Source organism: Kitasatospora sp. NRRL B-11411, assembly GCF_000721345.1.
GTDB lineage: Bacteria > Actinomycetota > Actinomycetes > Streptomycetales > Streptomycetaceae > Kitasatospora > Kitasatospora cineracea.
Window position 1 is genome coordinate 12,166 of the sequence record NZ_JOGH01000083.1, and the last position, 18,702, is coordinate 30,867.

Below are 18,702 nucleotides of genomic sequence, written 5' to 3' on the forward strand. Positions count from 1 at the left end.
CCGGCCCGCCCACCGCTGCCGCCCCGCCCTCCCGGCGGGGCGGCAGCGCCGATTGGACCCCCCGTTCGGGGGTAGCCGCCGTCCATGGTGACCGTGGGTGTGGAAGAGGAGTACCTGTTGCTGGACGCCGCCACCGGAGTGCCGGTGGCCCGGGCCGAACAGGTCCGGCAGACGGCCGACCGGCAACCCGGGATCGACCGCGGCGAGGTGCAACGCGAGCTGCTACAGGCGCAGTTGGAGGTCGCCACCCCGGTCTGCGAGACGCTCGACGAGGTCGGCGCCCACCTGTCCCGGCTGCGCGGCGCCCTCGCGGAAGCGGCCGCCTCGCACGGCTGCCGGCTGGCCGCCTGCGGCGCCGCCCCCTTCACCGACCGCCTGTCGGTACCGGTCAGCGACACCCCCCGGTACCGCACCATCCACGAGGACGCCCCGCAGCTGACGGACGAACAGCTGATCACCGGCATGCACGTGCACGTCGGCGTCCCGGACCGCGGAGCGGGCGTCGCGCTCCTCAACGGCCTGCGCCCCTGGCTGCCGCTGCTCGTCGCGCTGTCCGCCAACTCGCCGCTGTGGAACGGCACCGACACCGGCTTCGCCGACTGGCGGACCGTGGTCTTCAACCGGTGGCCGGTCAGCGGCGTCCCCCCGCACTTCGACGGCGCCGCCGACTACGACGCCCGGATCCACGCCCTGGTCGACACCGGACTGATCGGCGACGTGGGCCGGCTCTACTGGCAGGCCCGGCTCTCCGAGCGCTACCCCACCGTCGAGATCAGGGCCATGGACGTCCAACTCCGCGTCGACGAGGCCGTCATGCTGGCCGGCCTGGTCCGGGCGGTCGCCGCGACCCTGCTCGCCGACCCCGACCCCGTCCGCGCCGCCGCGTTCCACCCGGAGGCCCTGGCCGCCGCGGTCTGGTACGCCGCCCGCCACGGCTGCACCGAGCGGCTCCACGACCCCCGCACCGGCACCCTGGACTCCCCGCCGGCGGTCGTGGACCGGGTCCTCGACACCCTCGGCCCCGCCCTGCGCCGCCACGGCGACGCCCCGCTGGTCGAACCCCTCCTGAAACGCCTGCTCGCCGAAGGCAACGGCGCGGTCCGCCAGCTCCGCGAACTGCGCCGCGGCGGACGCGCCGGGCTGGTCGACCTGATCAGCAGCGTCACCGACGGCACCGACGGCACCGGCAGCACCGACGACGCCGCACAGCCCGGCCGCATCACCGGGTGAACCGCCGGCCGGGCCCGCCGGGTGAACCGCCGGGCCCGCCGGTGAACCGGGACGGGCCTACCGCGCCCCGGCGGCCTCGTGCCGCTCCCACGCCGCCCGCCGCAGCCCGGCGTCCAGCAGGACGTCCACGGCGGTGCACGCCAGGGCCTCGGTCACGGACAGCAGGACCGACCGGGCCCGCGGGGAGGCCGCCGCGGCGGCGAACTCGGGGGTGTGGTCGGACCCGCTCTCGTCCATGACCGCGACGAACGGGTGGACGGCGGGCACCCGCGCACTGACGTTGCCGATGTCGGACGAGCCCAGCAGCACCCCCGGCCGCGGCGGGGTGAGGACGATGCCCGCCCGGGCCAGGTGCGCCGCGAAGCGCTCGGACAGCACCGCGCTGTCGCGGAAGTGCTCGTAGCGCACGGTGGCCCGCTCCACCGTCACCGTCGTGCCGGTGGCCGTGGCGACGCCCCCGGCGCAGGTGCGCAGCTGCTCCGCCAGGCGGTCCAGCTCGGCGGTGGTGGCGGCCCGCAGCCCGAACAGGCCCTCGGCGAGGTCGGGCACGATGTTCGTCGCCGTGCCCCCGACCGTGACGATGCCCTGCACGTGCGAGGCCGCCGGGAGCCGCCGCCCCAGCGCGGACAGCACGTTGAACAGCTCGACCAGCGCGGCCAGCGCGTCGATGCCGTGGGTGGGGTCGCCCGTCGGGTGGGCGGCCCGGCCGTGGAAGGCGACCCGGTACTGCTCCTGCGCGGTCAGCACCGCGTGCGTCCAGTCGTGGACGCCCGGGTGGAACATCAGCGCGGCGTCGACCCCGTCGAACACGCCCGCCTCCACCTCCAGGGCCTTGCCGCCGCCGCCCTCCTCCGCCGGGGTCCCGACCGCCAGCACCGTCCCGGCGTCCGCCGGCAGCACCTCGCGGGCGGCCAGCGCCGCGCCCAGACCGGCCGCCGCGATCAGGTTGTGCCCGCAGGCGTGCCCCAGTCCGGGCAGCGCGTCGTACTCCAGCAGCAGGGCCACCGCGGGGCGGCCCCGGCCCGCCGAGGCGGTGAAGGCGGTCGGCATCCCCGCCACGCCCCGGTGCACCTCGAAGCCCGCCTCCGCGAGCTCGCCCGTCAGCAGCGCGGCGGCCCGGTGCTCCGCGAAGGCGTACTCGGGGTCGGCGTGCAGGGCGAGGGCCGTCCCCCACAGGCGGTCCGCCCGGCGGCGGACCGCCTCCCGGACGCGTGCGTGCAGGTCGAGGTCGGTGTGAGGCACTTGGGCTCCCCGGGGTCGGCGCGTACCGTTCGCCCACCCGTCTGCCACGCAGCGCCGTCCCCACACCTGGGACCGCCCGCGGGCCCGCTCACAGGCACAGCACCACCAGGGCGGTGTCGTCGGTGAGCCCGGCGGGCGGGACGAGGTCGGCGAGCAGGGCGTCGGCCAGCGGGCCGGGCCCGGCGCGCCGGTGGCGCGCCAGCGAGCGGGCCAGCCGGCCGAGGCCGACGTCGATGTCCTCGCGGCGGCGCTCGACCAGGCCGTCGGTGTACAGGACGAGGACGGAGCCCTCGGCGAAGGCCGTCCGCGCCTGGGGGCGTCCGGCGAACTCGGGACGGGCGCCCAGCGGGGGGTCGGTGGCCCGGTCCAGGAAGGCCACCGCCCCGTCCGGGCCGCACAGGGCGGGCGGCGGGTGACCGGCGCTGCTGTAGGCGAGGGTGCGGTCGGACCGGTCGATGAAGACCGACACGGCGGTGGTGTTCTCCGCGCCGTCCACGGAACGGGCGTACCGGTCCAGCACCTCCAGGGCCTGGGCGGGGCCGACGGCGACCCGGGAGGCGGCCGACAGCGCGCTGCGCAGCTGCCCCATCACCCCGGCGGCGCGCAGCCCGTGCCCGACCACGTCGCCGACGGCCACCGCACTGCGTCCGTCGTCGGGCAGGTCGACCAGGTCGTACCAGTCGCCGCAGACGTTCAGCGCACCGGCGGCGGGCCGGTAGCGGACGGCCGCCCGGTGGTGGTCCGGCGGGCGCAGCGCGGGCAGCATCGCCGCCTGCAGGTGCAGGGCCACCTCCCGTTCGCGGGCGTGGGCCCGGCGCAGGCGCTCGTTGACGTCCTGCAGCTCCCGGGCCCGGCTGTACAGCTCGGCCCCCAGGGTCCGGGTCCGGCCGCTGTCGCGGATGCCGCGGGCCCGGATCAGCTCGGTGACCTCCTCGACCCGGTGCACCAGGAGCACCACCTCCCCGTCCGGGCCGAGGACGGGCACGTTGACCGGGCTCCAGTAGCGCTCCTGCCATTCCCCGGGACGCCCGGGCACCTCCACGTCGTAGCGCTGCAGGGACATGGTGTCGCGCACCCCGGTGGCCGTGACGCGCCGCAGCGAGGCGTGCAGGTTGCGCACGCCGCTGGCCGTTGGGTCGCCGGGGTTGTCCGGGAAGACGTCGAACAGGAACCGGCCGACCACCTGCGCGCGGTCGCGCCCGGACAGCGACAGGTACGCCTCGTTCACCTCCGCGAACACCAGGTCGGGGGTGAGCAGGGCGACCGCGCCCGGCAGGGCCTGGAAGACGGCCCGGTAGTCGATGACGGGTCCGCTCACGATCCACCTGCCGTACGCCGCCGGTTCCCGGTCGGGAGTCCTTCCACGATAGGCACCACCACCCCGCCCGGCCCCCGCACCCGGCCCGGCGGCCCTGGGGAGCCCGCCGCACGACCGGCCGCCCGGCACCGGGGCCCGCCGCCCCCGGACGAAGGCCGCCGCCCGGCCGGGGACGCCACCGCGCCGGACCGGACCTCCCGCGCCCGGACGGCAGCTGCCGGCCCCCGGCCGCGCCGCCACCGGGCCCCGGCACCCGGGGGCACCCGGGCCCGTTCGAAGTCCGCCACCGCCTCGGCGCCGGGCAGCCCCACCGGCAGGCACAGGGCCAACGCGCCCGTCCCGGCAGCGAGTTCGCGCCCCAGGTGGGGAGCCGGCGCGGCCGCCCGGCGTTGCGCCGATCGCCGGGCCCGTCCTCACCCGCCGGGCAGGCTGTCGGCCGCGAGTCCGGACAGGTCCGGCCGTCCGCCGAGGCGTTGGACGGTCGACCCGGCGGCGGCCGCGGCCAGCCGGCCCGCGGCGGCCACGTCGGGGCCGCGGCGCAGCCCGGTGACCAGGCCCGCGACGAAGGCGTCCCCGGCCCCGGTCGGATCGGCCACCGGCACGTCCGCCAGCGGGAGCAGCAGGTCGCCGTCCGGCCACACCAGCAGGTCGCCCTCGTCGGGCACCGCGAGGGCGACCAGGGCCGGGCCCGCGGCGAGCAGCCGGCGCCCCAGCGCGCGGGCGTCCCGCAGCGAGCGGACGGGACCGTCCGCGAGCAGTTCCGCCTCGGCGGCGTCGGCGCGCAGGACGTCGACCAGGCCCAGCAACTCGCCGCGGACGGCCGGCTCGGGCGCGCCGTCCGCCACCACGCGCGCGCCGCCCCGCCGGGCGAGCCGGGCGGCGGCCAGCAGGGTCGCCGACGGCTGCTGGAGCTGGAGGGAGACGGTGCCGGCGTCCGCGAACGCCGGGCGGGCCCGTTCGAGGTCCTCGACGGTCACCAGGCCCTCCGGCGGGACGTCCTCCAGCAGGCGGCGGCTGCCCGGCGCGTCGACCAGGTCCACCAGCAGGGCGGTCCGCCCGCGCCGGACGACCGCCGCCGTCCCGATCCCGTCCCGGCCCGCCGCGCGCAGCACCGCGTCGCCCGCCCGGTCCTCGCCCACCACGCCGACCAGGCGCACCGGCACGCCCAGCTGGGACAGGCCCACGGCCTGGTTGGCGCCCTTGCCGCCGAGCCCCTCCCAGCGCTCCCCGACCCCGACCGACCCGCCGACCCGCGGCAGACCGTCCGTCCGCAGCACCAGGTCCCGTCCGATCTGGCCGACCACCACGACGCACGTGCCGCCCGGCCCGCCGGCCCGCAGGGTGGAGGTCTCCATCGCCGCTCCCGTCCCGTCCGTCGCCGCACGCTCCCCGCTCCGTGACCGGACAACGGGGCCCGGGGCCGCGCCTGCCCGCCCCGCCGGGCACCGAAACGCCGTCGGCCGAGCCGCCGGAACGCCTCCCGTCGGGTCGGGGCGAGAACGGGCCGCTCAGGCGTGCGTGCGCCGCTCCGCGCCGGGCATCCGCGCGGAGAGCCGGAAGAAGCAGCGGAAGGAACCCGCCATGACCGACCCCGACCGGAAGCAGAAGCAGAAGCAGGAGACACCCGACCTGCCGCCCGACGCCGGGACGGAGGTGCCCGACGCGGCCCCCGTCGCCGACGAGGAGGGCCGCGACCCCACCGAGGGCCCGACCTCCGAGCAGAACCGCACCGCCGCGGACACCACCAAGGCCGAGGGCGAGGACGAACCCCCCGACTGACCGCCCAGCCCGCCCGGCGCCCAGCCCGTCCGACACCCACTCACCCGACGCCCGCCCGCCCCGCGCGGGCGCGGCCCGAGGAGCAGAAGGAGCAGCGCATGACCGAGTACGAACGCTCCCGCACCATGCCGGCCCTCCCGGAACCGGTCTTCGACGAGGCGACCGGCCCCGGACGCCTCGACACCTGGATGCCCCGCGACCTGCACGTCCGGGTCGACGACCCGCCCGCGGCGACCGTGCACGAGGACCGCGGCGACACGGACGAGCGCGCGCTGCTGCGCACCCGGCGCGAACAGCTGCGGATGGAATGGGGCACCCGCGACGACGGCCGCTACGCCGGCTGGCTCCAGGTGGCCGGCCTGGACGGCGGGACCAGCCAGGTGACCGTCCACCTCTCCTTCTTCGACGAGGACTCCGCGCCCCCGCGGGAGACGGTCGAGCAGGAACTGGACGAGAGCCTCGCCCGGCTGGAGGAACAGGTCCGGCTCCGGGCCGACAACGGCGGCTGACCCCCTCCGGCCGTGCGGCACGCCGCTCGACGGCCTCCCGCACGGCCGGAGGGGTGAATCGGGCTGGGCCGCACGGGTGGCCGGGCCGCGTCGGACCGGTGGGAGGGGCGCCCCTCGACCACGCTGTCGGCACGAGCACCCCGAACCAAGGGCGCCGCCCCGCCCGGGACGGCACCCTTCCCGAGACCGAGGAGTCGACCATGTCCCGCACCCGAAAGTACTTCGCCGTCGTCGCGCTGGCCGCCACCGCCGTGCTGGGCACCGCCGGAGCGGCCTCCGCGTCCGCCGGCGCCCAGGGCGTGGCCGCCGGTTCGCCCGGCGTCCTCTCGGGCAACCTGATCCAGATCCCCGTGCACATCCCGGTCAACGTGTGCGGCAACAGCATCGGCGTCATCAGCGCCCTCAACCCGGCCTTCGGCAACTCCTGCGCCAACATCGGCTGACCGGAACCCCCGGCCCCCGCCAGGCCCCTCCCACCCCCGGGAGGGGCCTACGCGCGCGTGCGGCCACCGTCGACGCCCACCCCCACGGCCTGCCGGCCGCCCGCCCGCCCGGAATCCTCTGAGTGCCCGTCAATTCCCATACTTACCAAGGCTGATGAGCCCCGCGCGGTACCGCGCGGGGCTCCTGTGCGTGTCGTGTCCCCGCAGATTCCCGGCGCAGGGGGGTTGACCCGGGCCGTGTTGTACCCAAAGGTGGCTCCGAAATATAAAGGCACGGTTTCGAAATTTTCGAAACCTTCTGTCGTCGGGAGAGCCGCCATGCACCGACCAGCACCGCAGTTCACCACCGGACGCCGGGCCGCCCTCGGGCTGGGCCTGGGGCTGGGCCTCGCCGCCACCCCGCTCGGCCGGGCCCTCGGCCTGACCGCCGACGCCCGGGCCGCCGACGCCCAGGCCGCTGACGCCCAGGCCGCTGACGGCAGCGGCAGCGGCAGTGGCGCTGCCCGGCCGACCGATGCGGGGAGTTGGATCTCCTTCACCCCGCGCGCCGGGTGCCTCCCGCTGGTCGAGGACGGCCGGGCCGCTCCGATCGTGGTCAGCGGGGCGGACCACCCGGGCGTGGTGCGGGTGGTCGGCGACCTCGCGGCCGACCTGGAGCGCGTCACCGGCGTCCGCCCGCAGGTCGTCCGCGACACCGTGCCGCGCGGCCGCACCGCGGTGATCGTCGGCACGATCGGCCGCAGCCCGCTGATCGACCGGCTGGTCGCGGCCGGCCGGCTCGACGTGAGCGGCATCGCCGGCCGCTGGGAGACCTCGCTGCAGGCGGTCGTCGAGCACCCGCTGCCCGGCGTCGACCGGGCCCTGGTGATCGCGGGCAGCGACCAGCGCGGCAGCATCTACGGCGTGTACGACGCCTCCCGCGGCATGGGCGTCTCGCCCTGGTACTGGTGGGACGACGTCGTCCCGCAGCGCCGCGACGCGGTGTACGCGCTGCCCGGGCAGCACACCCAGGGCACCCCGGCGGTGAAGTACCGGGGCGTCTTCATCAACGACGAGAACCCGTCGCTCGGCACCTGGGCGCCCGCGTTCTTCGGCCCGGGCAAGGCGCCCGGCTTCCCCGGCGGCTTCAACGCCGACTTCTACGCCAAGGTCTTCGAGGTGCTGCTGCGGCTGCGCGCCAACTACCTGTGGCCCGCCGTCTGGGGCCGCGCCTTCGCCGAGGACGACCCGCTCAACCACGCCACCGCCACCGCGTACGGCATCGTGATGGGCACCTCGCACGAGGCCCCGATGATGCGCGGCATCGAGGAGTGGAACCGGCACGCCACGCCCGCCGTCCGCGACGCCGCGGGCAACGTCACCACCCCCGGCCACGACCCGTACGGCGGCACCGGCGAGTGGTCGTTCCGCCGCAACGCCGAGGCGGTGAAGGCGTACTGGCGGGACGGCGTGCGGCGGATGGCCGAGCAGGGCATCGAGGGCGTGGTCACCCTCGGCATGCGCGGCAACGGCGACGTCAGCCTGCCCGACGGCGACGGCATCGAGCTGATGTCGGAGATCATCGCCGCCCAGCGGAAGATCCTCGCCGAGGTCACCGGCCGCGACCCGGCCGCGATCCCGCAGGTCTGGACGCTCTACAAGGAGGTCCAGCGCTACTGGGACCGCGGCCTGCGGGTGCCGGACGACGTCACCGTGGTGCTCACCGACGACAACTGGGGCAACGTCCGCAAGCTCCCCGACCCCGCCGAGGGCGCCCGCCCGGGCGGCTACGGCCTCTACTACCACTTCGACTACGTCGGCGTCGGCCGCAACTACAAGTGGGTCGACACCACCTGCCTGCCCAACCTGTGGGAGCAGCTCGACCAGTCGTACGCCCACGGCAACCGCACGCTCTGGGTCGCCAACGTCGGCGACCTCAAGGGCAACGAACTGCCCACCCAGTTCTTCCTCGACTACGCCTGGCAGCCCGAACGCTGGCCGCTGGAGCGGCTGTCCGACTGGGAGGCCGGCTACGCCCGGCAGAACTTCGGCGAGGCCCAGGCCCGGCAGATCGCCGAAGTCCTGTCCACCTACGGGCAGTTGCAGTCGATCCGCAAGCCCGAACTGCTCAACCGCAAGATCACCGTCGACCCGGCCAAGGACCCGGCCACCGACCCGTCCGCGATCCGCTACGACGACCGGGCCACCCCCTTCTCGCTCACCGACTACCGGGAGCTGGAGACGGTCACCGCCCGCTGGCAGGCCCTGGCCGCGGACGCCGAACGCCTCGCCCGCCGCCTGCCCGCCACCGTCCAGGACGCCTGGTACGAACTGGTCGGCTACGAGGTCGCCGCCACCGCCAACCTGTACGCGCTGCGCGCCGCCGAGTTCACCAACCTGCACTACGCGCCGCAGGGACGCGCCCTGGCCAACGACCTCGCCGCCGAGGCCGAGGCCAGGCTCGCCGACGACCTCGCGCTCGCCGAACGCTTCAACACCCGGATCGCGGGCGGCAAGTGGAACGGCTTCCAGACCCAGCCGCACATCGACTACGGCGACGTCGACCGGTACGGCCCCAACGCGCCCTGGCAGCAGCCCGAACGCGACAACGTCGCCCTGCCCGACGTGCTGTTCCCCGCCGTCGCCCGGATCGAACTGCCCGACACCGCCGAGCTGGGCGTCGCCGTCGACGGCTCCGCCGCCTGGTGGCCGCACGAGCAGACCCCCGCCGTGCTCCCGGAGTTCAGCCCCTACCAGAGCCAACCCGCCCAGTACGTCGAGGTGTTCAACCGCGGCCGGCGCCCCTTCGACTACCGCGTCACCACCGGCGCGCCCTGGCTCACCGCGGACCGGCCGAAGGGGCGGATCGACAAGCAGCAGCGGGTCGTCCTCACCGTCGACTGGGCCCGCGCCCCGTACGGCACCACCGAGGTGCCCGTCACCGTCACCGGGCCGGACGGCGCGAACGTCGTCGTCACCGCCCGGGTCAACCGTCCGAAACTTTCGAGGAAAATCCCGGCCGGACACGTCGAGGCCAACGGCTACGTCGCCATCGACGCCGAGCACCACACCCGGGCCGTCGCGGCCGGCGGCGTCTCCTGGCGGACCGTCCCCGGCATCGGCCGCACCACCGCCGGCGTCACCCCCGTCCCGGTCACCGCGCCCCGGCAGACCCCCGGCGGCTCCGGCCCGCGCCTGGAGTACCAGGTGACCCTGTTCACCACCGGCCCGGTCACCGTCTGGGCCCACCTCTCCCCGCGCAACGACGCCCTCGCCACCGGCGGACCGGCCTACGCGGTCTCCTTCGACGACCAGCCCCCGCAGACCGTCGAGACCGTGTCCCAGAGCGGCGCCGACTCCGGCACCATGAACGCCCAGTGGGCCTACGGCACCTCCGACAACGTCCGCCGCAGCGCCACCCGCCACACCCTCACCACCCCCGGCACCCACCGCCTCACCTTCTGGATGGTCGACCCCACCGTCGTCCTGCAACGCCTGGTCATCGACACCGGCGGCCTGCGCCCCAGCCTCCTCGGCCCGCCCGAGAGCCACCGCGCCGGCTGACCGGCCCGGCTGACCGGCTCGGTTGACCGGCTCGGTTGACCGGCCCGGCTGACCGGCCCGGCTGACCGGCCCAGCGGCCGGGAACGCGGCAGCGGCCCGCCGACGGGAGTCGGCGGGCCGCTGGGCGGGCGGGACGGGAGCCGGTCAGGCGGCGGCGGGGGCGGGGAGGTCGAGGCCGCGGGTGGTGACCAGGTGGGCGGTGCCGTCGACCAGGCGGTAGGAGAGGCCGACCACGGCGGTGGTGCCCGCGGCGACCGCGGCGGCCAGGGCGTGCGAACGGTCCAGCAGGAGGGCGACGGTGTGCCGTATGTGCTCGTCGATGAAGTCGGAGTTGTCGGTGTAGCCGGCGGCGTTGGCGGCCAGCACGCTGGGGGTGACCCGCTCGATGACGTCGCGGACGAAGCCCTCGCCGCTGGAGCCCGCGGCGACGGCCTCCCGGGTGGCGCCGACCGCGCCGCAGGAGTCGTGGCCCAGCACGATCACCAGCGGGGTGCCGAGCAGGCTCACGCCGTACTCGATGCTGCCGAGCACCTCCGGGCCCAGCACGTGGCCCGCGGTGCGGACCACGAACAGGTCGCCGAGGCCCTGGTCGAAGATGATCTCGGCGGCGAGGCGGGAGTCGGAGCAGCCGAACAGCACCGCGAACGGCGCCTGGGACGGCGCGGTCTGGGCGCGGCGGGCGGCGTCCTGGTTGGGGTGGTGCGGGGAACCGGCGACGAACCTGCCGTTGCCCGCAAGCAGCATCTCGAAGGCGGCCTGGGGAGTGAGGTGCGCGGCGTCAGTCATGTCCGCAGACTACGTCCCCCGTCCACCCCGGGTCGCGCCCGGGCCATCCCCTGGACATCCCGGCACCAGGAGGAAAACATGATCAACCGGGCGATCGCGGCCGAAATCGTTCGGATACCGGTGTCGGAGTGACGATAATCGCCGCCACTCCGGGGCGATGGTGCGAATACCCTCGCTCCCGGGCCGGCCGCCGGGAGGCGGTTGACCGGCCCTGACCAGGGCGGGAGCCGCGCCGGCGGCGGGGCGGCGGCCCGCCGGGCCCGGAGGGCGGCCGGAGAGCGGCTGGCGCAGCGCTGGAGGCGGGCCGGGGGCGTACGGAGGTGCCGTTCGGCGTGGGCGGGGTGCCGCTCGGCGTGGGCGGGGCGCTGCCGGGCTCCCTGCCGGGGCCGGGGTCAGCACATGTAGTCGGCGCTGCCCTGGTAGCGGGTGCCGGACCAGTTGACGAAGTAGATGTCGTAGACGCCGTGCCGCATGCCGTTGCCCGCGATGTAGGTGGAGGTGCGGAACTGCTGGAACTGGCCGTCGCCGTAGTTGTTGTAGTAGCTGCTGGGGCAGCCCATGCCGCTCAGGTTGGTGGCGGGCGCGGCGGAGGCGGTGCCGGCCAGGCCGAGGGCGAGACCGCCGGTGAGGGCGGTGACGGCGAGGGCGCGGGCGGCGCGGCGGAAGGTCATCGGAACTCCTGGGAACGTCGGTGAGGGGCCGCGGGCGAAGAGGGCGGGGCGGCCGTGCCGGGGGACTCGGGCCCGTCCCGGCGCGAACGATCGTGCTGGGCCCGGCCGTTGCGGGTCAATGGTCTGGACCTCTTGGCCGGAAGCATGGCCGGATCGTGCCGCTCGGCTGGAGGAATGACGATCCGTCAGGTAAGGGGCGGGGCAGTGGTGTTGCGGCCGCTCGGGGGCGGTGCGGGTCAGGCGGGGTGAGGGGCGGCCGGTTCGCGGTAGAGGGACCAGGTGGCGGCGGTGAGGGCGGCGGAGGCGAGCAGGGCCCAGGTGGCCTGGCCGTGGAGGACGAGGGCCGAGCCGGGGACGACGCCGGCCAGCATGGCGAGGGCGGCGAGGAGGCGTCGGCGGCGGCGGGGGGAGCGGGGTTCGGCGGCGAGGCCGGTGAGGGTCATGGTCAGGACGGTGGTGGTGAGGTCGGGGACGCCCAGGCTGCGGACCGTCGCGTTGCGCAGGCCCATGGCCAGGGCGAGCAGGGCGATCACCGGGTACTGGACGTTCCCGCCGGTGCCGGCGGCGAACACCACGGCCGCCGCGGCCAGGTGCAGCGCCGTCTCCGCGACCAGGGCGGGGCGCAGCCGCCCGGCGGTGAGGTGGCCGCCGAGGGCCGCGCCGAGCAGGAACGCGGCGAGCGAGGTGATCGACCCGAGGATGGAGAAGCCGGGCGCCCCGGCCAGGGCGAAGCCGACGACGACCACGTTGCCGGTCATGTTGGCGGCGAAGACGTGCCCGAGCCCGAGGTAGCTGACGGCGTCGATCAGCCCGCTGACCACCGTCAGCCCGTACAGGGCGAGCGCCAGCGGGTCGGCGTCGCCGGTGCCGGCCGCGGCGGCCTTCGGTGCGGACACGGCGCTCCTCCTGGACGGGGCCTGACGGTCTGCCAGCAGTGTGCCGGACCCGCCGCGGTGGCGGCAGGTCCGGCGGCGGCGTGTCAGCGGAGGCCGGCGCAGGGGCGGCTGGCGCGGGGGAGCGTCAGCAGCGGTCGGGGAAGTGGCGGGCCAGGTCGGCCGGTGTGGTGCGCGCTGGGCGGTTGGTGGCGGCGGCGGTGGCGGGGAGGCCGATCGCGTGGTGGGCCTGGGTGAGGGTGGCGGTCCAGTCACCGGTGAAGCGGATCGCCCGGTCGTCGATGTAGACCGCGGCGCCCAGCTTCTTGTTGGTCACCAGCAGGCAGTCGCCCTGCCAGTAGGCGCGCTCCGGGTCCTCGTCGACCAGCGTCTCCAGGCCGGAGTGCTCGCGCAGCCAGCCCGCCACGGCGGCGTGGAAGCGGCGCGGCCGGGCGGTCATGATGAACACCGACCGGACCTTCTTCAGCGCGTGCAGCGACTCGATCGCTCCCGGGACGGGCTTGCCGTAGATCCGGCCGTCCTGCCAGCCGTCGTCGTGCGCGACCAGCGTCTGGTCGAAGTCGATGCCGACGGCGTGCGAGGCGGGCGAGGCGGGGTCGAGCGGTACGACGGTCATGGGACCGGTCTCCTTCGGGTGCGAGTACGGGTGCGGGTGCGGGCGCCGCCGCGGAGGCGGCTTGCGGACGCGGGGTCGGCTCGTGGCCGGTTCGAAGGAGAGGAGTGGGGCGGGGCGGTCCGCTTACCGGGTTCGGCCGCAGAACGTGATCAATACACTCCATGGGGTGATGGGCGCGGGCAAGTGTGCTGGTGGGAGGCCCGGTCGGCGGCGGCATCCGGGGGCGTCCGGCGGCATCCGGGGGGCATCCGGGGGAACGGCTGCCCCGGGCGGGCCGCTCACTCCGGGGTGAGGGCGATCAGCGCGATGTCGTCCGCCAGGTGGTGGCTCCAGTCCCGGACGTCCCGTTCCAGGAAGGACAGCACCGCGGCCGGGCCGCCCGCCCCGAAGGCCGAGAGGCGCTCGGCGGCCGGGTAGAACTCCCGGGACGCGTTGCGGGCCTCGGTCAGGCCGTCGGTGTACAGCAGCAGCGCCACCCCGGCGGGCAGCGGCACCCGCCCGGGCACCGGCACGTCGCCGCCCAGCGCGCCGAAGCCCAGCGGCAGCAGCGCCGGCGCCGCCACCTCCCGCACCCCCGCCGGGCCCAGCGCCAGCGGCGCCAGGTGCCCGCAGTTCACCACCTCCACGTACCCGTCCGCGGCCCGGTGCTGGAGCAGCAGCGCGGTGGCGAACAGCTCCTGGTCGTCGCGGGCCGCCGCGCTGCGCGCCGTGTGCCGGTCCAGCCGGGCCGCGAGTTCGCCGAGGTCCGCGGTCTCGTGCGCCTGGGAGCGGAAGCAGCCCAGCAGGTCGGTGACGGTCTGGACGGCCTGCAGGCCCTTGCCGCGGACGTCGCCGATCAGCAGCCGGGTGCCGTGCGGGGTCTGCACCGCCTCCAGGAAGTCCCCGCCGATGCCCGTGCCCGCCGTGGCCGGCTGGTAGCGGGAGGCCAGCCGCAGGCCGCCCAGCCGCTCCGGGATCGGGTGCAGCACCGCCGCCTGCAACGCCGACGCGCTGGCCCGGCTCGCCGCCAGCCGCTCGCTGCGCTGCCGCCGCCCCCACACCGCCAGCCCCGTCACCACCCCCACCGCCAGCGCCGCGCCCTGCGCCAGCGGACGCTGCGCCAGCTCCGCCCCCGCCAGCACCCGCACCAGCAGCCACTCCGCGGCCGCCGCCCCGACCACCCCCAGCACCACCACCGGCAGCCCCGCGATCAGCGCACCCACCGCGACCACCGCCGCTGCCACCCACAGCAGGTTCTCCGCCTGCCGCCCGCTCGCCCCCAGGCTCACCGCCGACGTGGCGGGCAGCGACTGCGCCGCCGCCGTCCCCAGCAGCACCGACACCGGGTGGAACGCCGCCGCCGTCCCCAGCCGGCCGCGCGGCAGCGCCGACAGGAACCACGCCATCTGCGGCACCTGCGCCATCATCACGCCCACCCCCGTCAGCAGCGCCGACAGCGTGCCCAGCAGCATCCCCGCCGCCCCGCGCATCGGCAGCACGTGGCACAGCGCCAGCCCGATCACGGCCAGCGGCAGCCCCAGCGAGCAGCCCGTCACCGGCGAGACCCGCCGCTCCCGCACCAGCAGGCAGCCCGCCGCCCCGCCCGCCCCGTACGCCGAGACCATCAGCGCGGTCGGCGCCGCGCCCAGGCCCGAGGCCGCCGTCAGCACCGGCAGCGCCAGCAGCACCGCGAGCTGGGTGAAGCCCACCGCCACGCCCGTCGCCAGTGCCATCGAGGTGATCCGCGGCGGCACCGGGAACGGGCGCAGCCGCCAGCGCCGCGCCGTCACCGCCGCGGCGGCCGGCAGCAGTGCCAGCAGGGCCAGCGTCCGCGGGTCCGACCAGCCCCACACCGGGCCCACCTGCAGCGCCGTCACCGCCCCCGCCAGGGCCACCGCCAGCGCGGCCAGGAACACCCGGTCCAGCGGCACCGGCGGATCGCCCGCCTCGGGCAGCCGCCGCAGCGCCAGTACCAGCAGCCCCAGCGCGACCAGCGCGCCCAGGGCCGCGCTCACCCGCAGGCCCGGCATCGACGGGGCGCGCGGGATCAGGTTCGCCGCGCCGAAGAACGCCGCCGACATCACCGCCAGCCAGCCGCCCAGCACCTGCGGCATCCGGCCCGGCGGGTTCAGCGCCGCCACCGAGGCCAGGCACCCCGCGAAGGACGCCGACACCCCGACCAGCACCACCGCCCGGCCCAGCAGGTACGACCAGTCCGAGAACGCCACCGCCTCGACGGCCAGCCCCGCCACCAGCACCCCCAGCGACCAGGCCAGCACCCGGCGCCGCCCCCGGACGTCGCCCGCCCGGCCCGCCGCGAACAGCGACAGCACCATCAGCGCGCCGCCGCCCACCTTCATCCCCACCACCTGCTGCTCGCTCAGCCCGAACCGGACCCGCACCGCGGGCAGCGCCGCCCCCTGCAGCACCGGCGACACCACGTAGAACACCGCGGCCGCCGCCAGCAGCACCCCGACCGAACGGCCCACCCCCACCCGCCCCGGTGCGGACGGGACGCCCGGCGGCACGGGCGCGGGGGAGGGGGCGGCCGTGGGGCTCGCGGCCATCGGGAACCTCGATCCGCTCGGAGGGGAGGGGCCACCCCACTGTGCCAGGTCGAGAACGGCAAACCTCAACAAAACGGACAAAACTCCGACACGGAGAACGCCTGACCGCACAGGCCCGGCGGGCCCGTGCGGAAGGTCCAACAGTCCGGTGCGGCCGTTCACGGCGCCGCCGAGCTGCTCCATACTGGCCGGATGGGTACAGAGACCGAGCCGTTCCGTACCGTTCCCGCCGAGGTGCGGCCCTACCTGGCGGAGCTGGTGCGCCGCACGCGAGCGGTCTGCGGCCCCGGGCTGACCGGGGTGGTCGCGGTCGGCTCCCTCGCGCTCGGCGACTACCGGCACGGCCGCAGCGACGTCGACGTCACGGTCCTCGTGCAGGGAGCGCCGCCGGCCGCGGTCCTGCGGGAACTGGCCGACGCCCTCGACCACCGGCGGCTGCCCTGCCCGGCGGCGGGGCTGGAACTGGTCGTCTACGCCGCGGACTTCGCCCGCCTCCCGTCCGGGGAGGCCGGCTACCTGCTGGACCTCAACACCGGCGCCCACCTGCCGGGCCGGGCCGCCTTCGGCCCGGACGGGGGACCGTCGTTCTGGTACGCCATCGACCGCTCCGTGGCCCACCAGGCCGGCATCGCGCTGTACGGCCCGCCCGCGGCCGAGCTGATCGCCACGCCCGGGCCGGTCGACCTGCACGCCGCGATCCGGGCCTCGGTGCGCGAACACGGCGACGGCGAGGGCCACCTCGCCGACAACCGGGTCCTCAACGGCTGCCGCTCCGTGGTCTACTGCCGCACCGGGCGCTGGCTCGCCAAACGCGAAGCGGCCCGGCAACTCGCCGCCACGGAAGAGCACTTCCGCCCCCTGCTCGAAGCCGCGGTCCACAGCTTCGAACGCCCCCGCACCGCCGCACTGCCCCTACCCGCCCCCCAGGTCCGGGAGTTCCTCACCTGGGCCCGGGCCCGCGTCGACGAGCACGCCCCGGCACCCGGCGCCTGACCGCGCGCCGCCGCCTCCGAGCGGGCCGGGGACAGCGGAGTGCCGGGGTCAGCGGACCACGTCGAAGACGTTCTTCTGGACGCCGTTGGAGTACGTGGCGAACTCGACCAGCTCCAGCTTCTGGGCGTCCTTGTCGGTGTCGCTGAACAGCCGCTTGCCCGCGCCCAGCAGCAGCGGGAACACCAGCAGGTGGTAGCGGTCGACCAGGCCCGCGTCGGAGAGGGCGTGGTTCAGGCGGGCGCTGCCGTGCACGATGATCGGGCCGCCCTCGGTCTCCTTCAGGGCGGCGACCTCCTCCACCGAGCGCAGGATGCTGGTCGGGCCCCAGTCGGAGACCAGGGCGTCCGGGGCGAGGGTGGTCGACACCACGTACTTCGGCAGCTCCTTGTAGTGGGCGAACTCCGCCATGCCCGGCCACACCGGGCTGAACGCCTGGTAGCTGACCCGGCCCAGCAGCATCGCCGCGGCCTGCTCCTGCTCCCGGCCCTTGATCTCGAACGCCTCCGGGACGAACTCGATGTCCTTGAACGTCCAGCCGGAGTTGCGGTAGCCCGGCTCGCCGCCGGGGGCCTCCATCACGCCGTCCAGGGAGACGAAGGCGGTGCTGATCAGGGTGCGCATCGGTGGTACCTCGTTCTTGTGCGAGAGGGGTGTAAGGGATCGGGGAGGGCGGGGTCAGGCGGGGAGCAGGGCGGAGAGCCAGTGCTGCCAGGCCGCCCCGGCGGCGGCCGGGTCGGGGGCCGGTTCGGCGAACAGGTGGTGGAAGAGCAGCAGCACGCCCGGCGGGTGCAGGAAGGCGTACAGGCCGTCGGCGGTGCGGACCTCGAAGCGCTCGCCGTCCGACCACACCAACTCGCCGTCCAGCGGCGGCAGTCCGGCCGGTTCGGCGTGCACCCGGGTGCCGGTCGGCGGGTCGGCGGGCAGGCCGAGGGCGGCGGTCAGCGCGGCCCGGACCGCGCCGGCGGGGCGGTCGGCCGTCGGCTGCACGGCGAACACCGGGACGGCGGTGCGGCCCGCGAAGTGCGCCAGGTACTCGCGCAGCGTGTGCAGGTGGAACGGCCAGCCGCTGCGCAGCGCGTCGTACTCGTCCGCCCAGTCGTCGCCGAGCATGCCGCTGTGCACCACCCGCAGCACGGTGCTGCCGCCGTCGCGGCCCTCGACCAGGTACTCGAAGGCCATGAACCGGCCGTCCGGACCCGGCTCGGTGCGGGTGGCGAAGCGCTTGCCCGGCTCGTACGCGGTGACGGTCGAGGTCTCCCGGTGGCCGCCGGTCTCCATCGCGGCCGTCCCGCCGACCCGGGGGTCGACCTCGTTGCGGCCCATGAACCAGGAGTCGATGCCCGGGCCGGTGGCGATCGCCTCCCAGACCTGCTCCGGGTCGGCCGGCAGCGCCAGCTCGAATTCCAGCTCGAAGGGGTGCGGCACGGTCTCAACTCTCCTGGGGGGAAGGGGTTTCGGTGGGGGAGGGGGAATCCGCGGGGGCGGCGTCGGGGATCTGGTGCAGGCCGACCACCACCCGGTGGACGCGGCCCTGCGGGGCGGACTCGTCGTGGTAGCGGGACACCAGGGCGGTGACCGCCTGCGAGAGCTCGGCGGCGAACGCCGCCCGGTCGGCCGCCGAGGCGAACCGGACCCGGGCGTCGATCCCGAACGAGGCCACCCGCTGCCGGGCCCGGGCCGCGCCCGTCAGCAGCGACCCGACCTCCTGCACCATCCGGGCGCCGAGCGCCAGCAGCCAGCGCGCGGAGAGCTGGTCCGGCGAGCGGGACGGATCCGGGCTGACCGCCGCCAGCGCCGCCGGCGAGATCACGTACGAGGCCGCGGTGGCCCGGTACACCCGCTCCGTCACGCTCCCCTTGCGACGCTCCTCGGCCAGTTCGACCAGGCCGTGCCGCTCCAGCTCCTTCAGGTGGTAGTTGACCTTCTGCCGGGGCAGCCCGAGCCGGGCCGCCAGCATGGCGGCCGAGCCCGGCTCGGCCAGCGCGGCCAGCAGCCGGGCCCGCATCGGATCCAGCGAGGCTTCGGCGGCTGCGGGTTCTTCGATCACAGCGACGTCCAACACCCCTCCAGGATGGTGCCGACAAATTTTTTTGTCAAGGAGGGAGAATTTTTCGGTGGCGGGGTGTCGGGGAG

The 18,702-nt window shown here is 76.0% G+C and carries 17 protein-coding genes; 6 read left to right on the forward strand and 11 right to left on the reverse strand.

What is annotated here, in order from left to right; translation table 11 throughout:
* Positions 1–84 precede the first annotated feature (84 nt).
* Positions 85–1,230, forward strand: a complete 1,146-nt coding sequence (locus tag IH44_RS0128225; RefSeq protein WP_081967174.1) for a glutamate--cysteine ligase — start codon at positions 85–87, stop codon at positions 1,228–1,230.
* Positions 1,231–1,287: 57 nt separating this feature from the next.
* Here IH44_RS0128225 and IH44_RS0128230 read toward each other — a convergent pair whose 3' ends face one another.
* From IH44_RS0128230 to IH44_RS0128245, 3 genes are all read right to left on the reverse strand, one after another.
* Entirely contained in the window at positions 1,288–2,472 is a 1,185-nt protein-coding gene (locus IH44_RS0128230; RefSeq protein ID WP_030462574.1) for an amidohydrolase, read from the reverse strand.
* 88 nt (positions 2,473–2,560) lie between these two features.
* The gene (locus IH44_RS0128235) at positions 2,561–3,790 is read right to left on the reverse strand and encodes a PP2C family protein-serine/threonine phosphatase (RefSeq protein ID WP_030462575.1); all 1,230 of its coding nucleotides are present in this window, start codon (positions 3,788–3,790) and stop codon (positions 2,561–2,563) included.
* 413 nt (positions 3,791–4,203) lie between these two features.
* A complete protein-coding gene (locus IH44_RS0128245; protein WP_051817409.1) occupies positions 4,204–5,145 on the reverse strand; it encodes a PfkB family carbohydrate kinase in 942 nt (313 codons plus the stop codon).
* A gap of 226 nt (positions 5,146–5,371) precedes the next feature.
* On the opposite strand from IH44_RS0128245, the gene IH44_RS0128250 reads away from it, so the two are divergent.
* The 4 genes from IH44_RS0128250 (at position 5,372) to IH44_RS0128265 (ending at position 10,064) form a co-directional block, all read left to right on the forward strand.
* On the forward strand, positions 5,372–5,569 hold the full coding sequence (locus tag IH44_RS0128250; RefSeq protein ID WP_030462577.1) for a hypothetical protein: 198 nt from the start codon (positions 5,372–5,374) through the stop codon (positions 5,567–5,569).
* A gap of 98 nt (positions 5,570–5,667) precedes the next feature.
* Complete coding sequence (locus IH44_RS0128255; RefSeq protein WP_030462578.1) at positions 5,668–6,078, forward strand: SRPBCC family protein; 411 nt, start codon at positions 5,668–5,670, stop codon at positions 6,076–6,078.
* A gap of 200 nt (positions 6,079–6,278) precedes the next feature.
* A complete protein-coding gene (locus tag IH44_RS0128260) occupies positions 6,279–6,521 on the forward strand; it encodes a chaplin (RefSeq protein WP_030462579.1) in 243 nt (80 codons plus the stop codon).
* Positions 6,522–6,839: 318 nt separating this feature from the next.
* Positions 6,840–10,064: a glycosyl hydrolase 115 family protein gene (locus IH44_RS0128265; protein ID WP_030462580.1), complete on the forward strand. Its 3,225-nt coding sequence runs from the start codon at positions 6,840–6,842 to the stop codon at positions 10,062–10,064.
* A gap of 144 nt (positions 10,065–10,208) precedes the next feature.
* On the opposite strand, the gene IH44_RS0128270 is transcribed toward IH44_RS0128265, so the two are convergent.
* The 5 genes from IH44_RS0128270 to IH44_RS43155 all read right to left on the reverse strand — a co-directional run bounded on the left by IH44_RS0128270 (position 10,209) and on the right by IH44_RS43155 (position 15,576).
* Entirely contained in the window at positions 10,209–10,850 is a 642-nt protein-coding gene (locus IH44_RS0128270) for a carbonic anhydrase (RefSeq protein ID WP_030462581.1), read from the reverse strand.
* 392 nt (positions 10,851–11,242) lie between these two features.
* Positions 11,243–11,521, reverse strand: coding sequence for a hypothetical protein (locus IH44_RS0128275; protein WP_030462582.1), 279 nt, complete (start codon positions 11,519–11,521; stop codon positions 11,243–11,245).
* Positions 11,522–11,757: 236 nt separating this feature from the next.
* Positions 11,758–12,417, reverse strand: coding sequence for a YoaK family protein (locus tag IH44_RS0128280; RefSeq protein WP_035956645.1), 660 nt, complete (start codon positions 12,415–12,417; stop codon positions 11,758–11,760).
* Between the two features lie 124 nt (positions 12,418–12,541).
* The gene (locus IH44_RS0128285) at positions 12,542–13,030 is read right to left on the reverse strand and encodes a hypothetical protein (protein ID WP_030462584.1); all 489 of its coding nucleotides are present in this window, start codon (positions 13,028–13,030) and stop codon (positions 12,542–12,544) included.
* Positions 13,031–13,308: 278 nt separating this feature from the next.
* Entirely contained in the window at positions 13,309–15,576 is a 2,268-nt protein-coding gene (locus tag IH44_RS43155) for a SpoIIE family protein phosphatase (RefSeq protein WP_051817410.1), read from the reverse strand.
* Between the two features lie 192 nt (positions 15,577–15,768).
* Here IH44_RS43155 and IH44_RS0128295 point away from each other — a divergent pair, with 192 nt between their 5' ends.
* Positions 15,769–16,569 carry an aminoglycoside adenylyltransferase domain-containing protein gene (locus tag IH44_RS0128295; RefSeq protein WP_030462586.1) on the forward strand — a complete coding sequence of 267 codons (801 nt, stop codon included), beginning with the start codon at positions 15,769–15,771 and terminating at the stop codon, positions 16,567–16,569.
* Between the two features lie 48 nt (positions 16,570–16,617).
* Here the strand turns inward: IH44_RS0128295 and IH44_RS0128300 are convergent, their stop codons facing one another.
* Genes IH44_RS0128300 through IH44_RS0128310 form a run of 3 tightly spaced genes read right to left on the reverse strand, consistent with a single transcriptional unit; the run spans position 16,618 to position 18,631 of the window.
* Positions 16,618–17,190, reverse strand: a complete 573-nt coding sequence (locus IH44_RS0128300) for a dihydrofolate reductase family protein (RefSeq protein ID WP_030462587.1) — start codon at positions 17,188–17,190, stop codon at positions 16,618–16,620.
* 54 nt (positions 17,191–17,244) lie between these two features.
* Positions 17,245–17,994 carry an SRPBCC domain-containing protein gene (locus IH44_RS0128305; RefSeq protein WP_030462588.1) on the reverse strand — a complete coding sequence of 250 codons (750 nt, stop codon included), beginning with the start codon at positions 17,992–17,994 and terminating at the stop codon, positions 17,245–17,247.
* A 4-nt stretch (positions 17,995–17,998) separates the two neighbouring features.
* On the reverse strand, positions 17,999–18,631 hold the full coding sequence (locus tag IH44_RS0128310) for a helix-turn-helix domain-containing protein (protein WP_030462589.1): 633 nt from the start codon (positions 18,629–18,631) through the stop codon (positions 17,999–18,001).
* Positions 18,632–18,702: the final 71 nt, after the last annotated feature.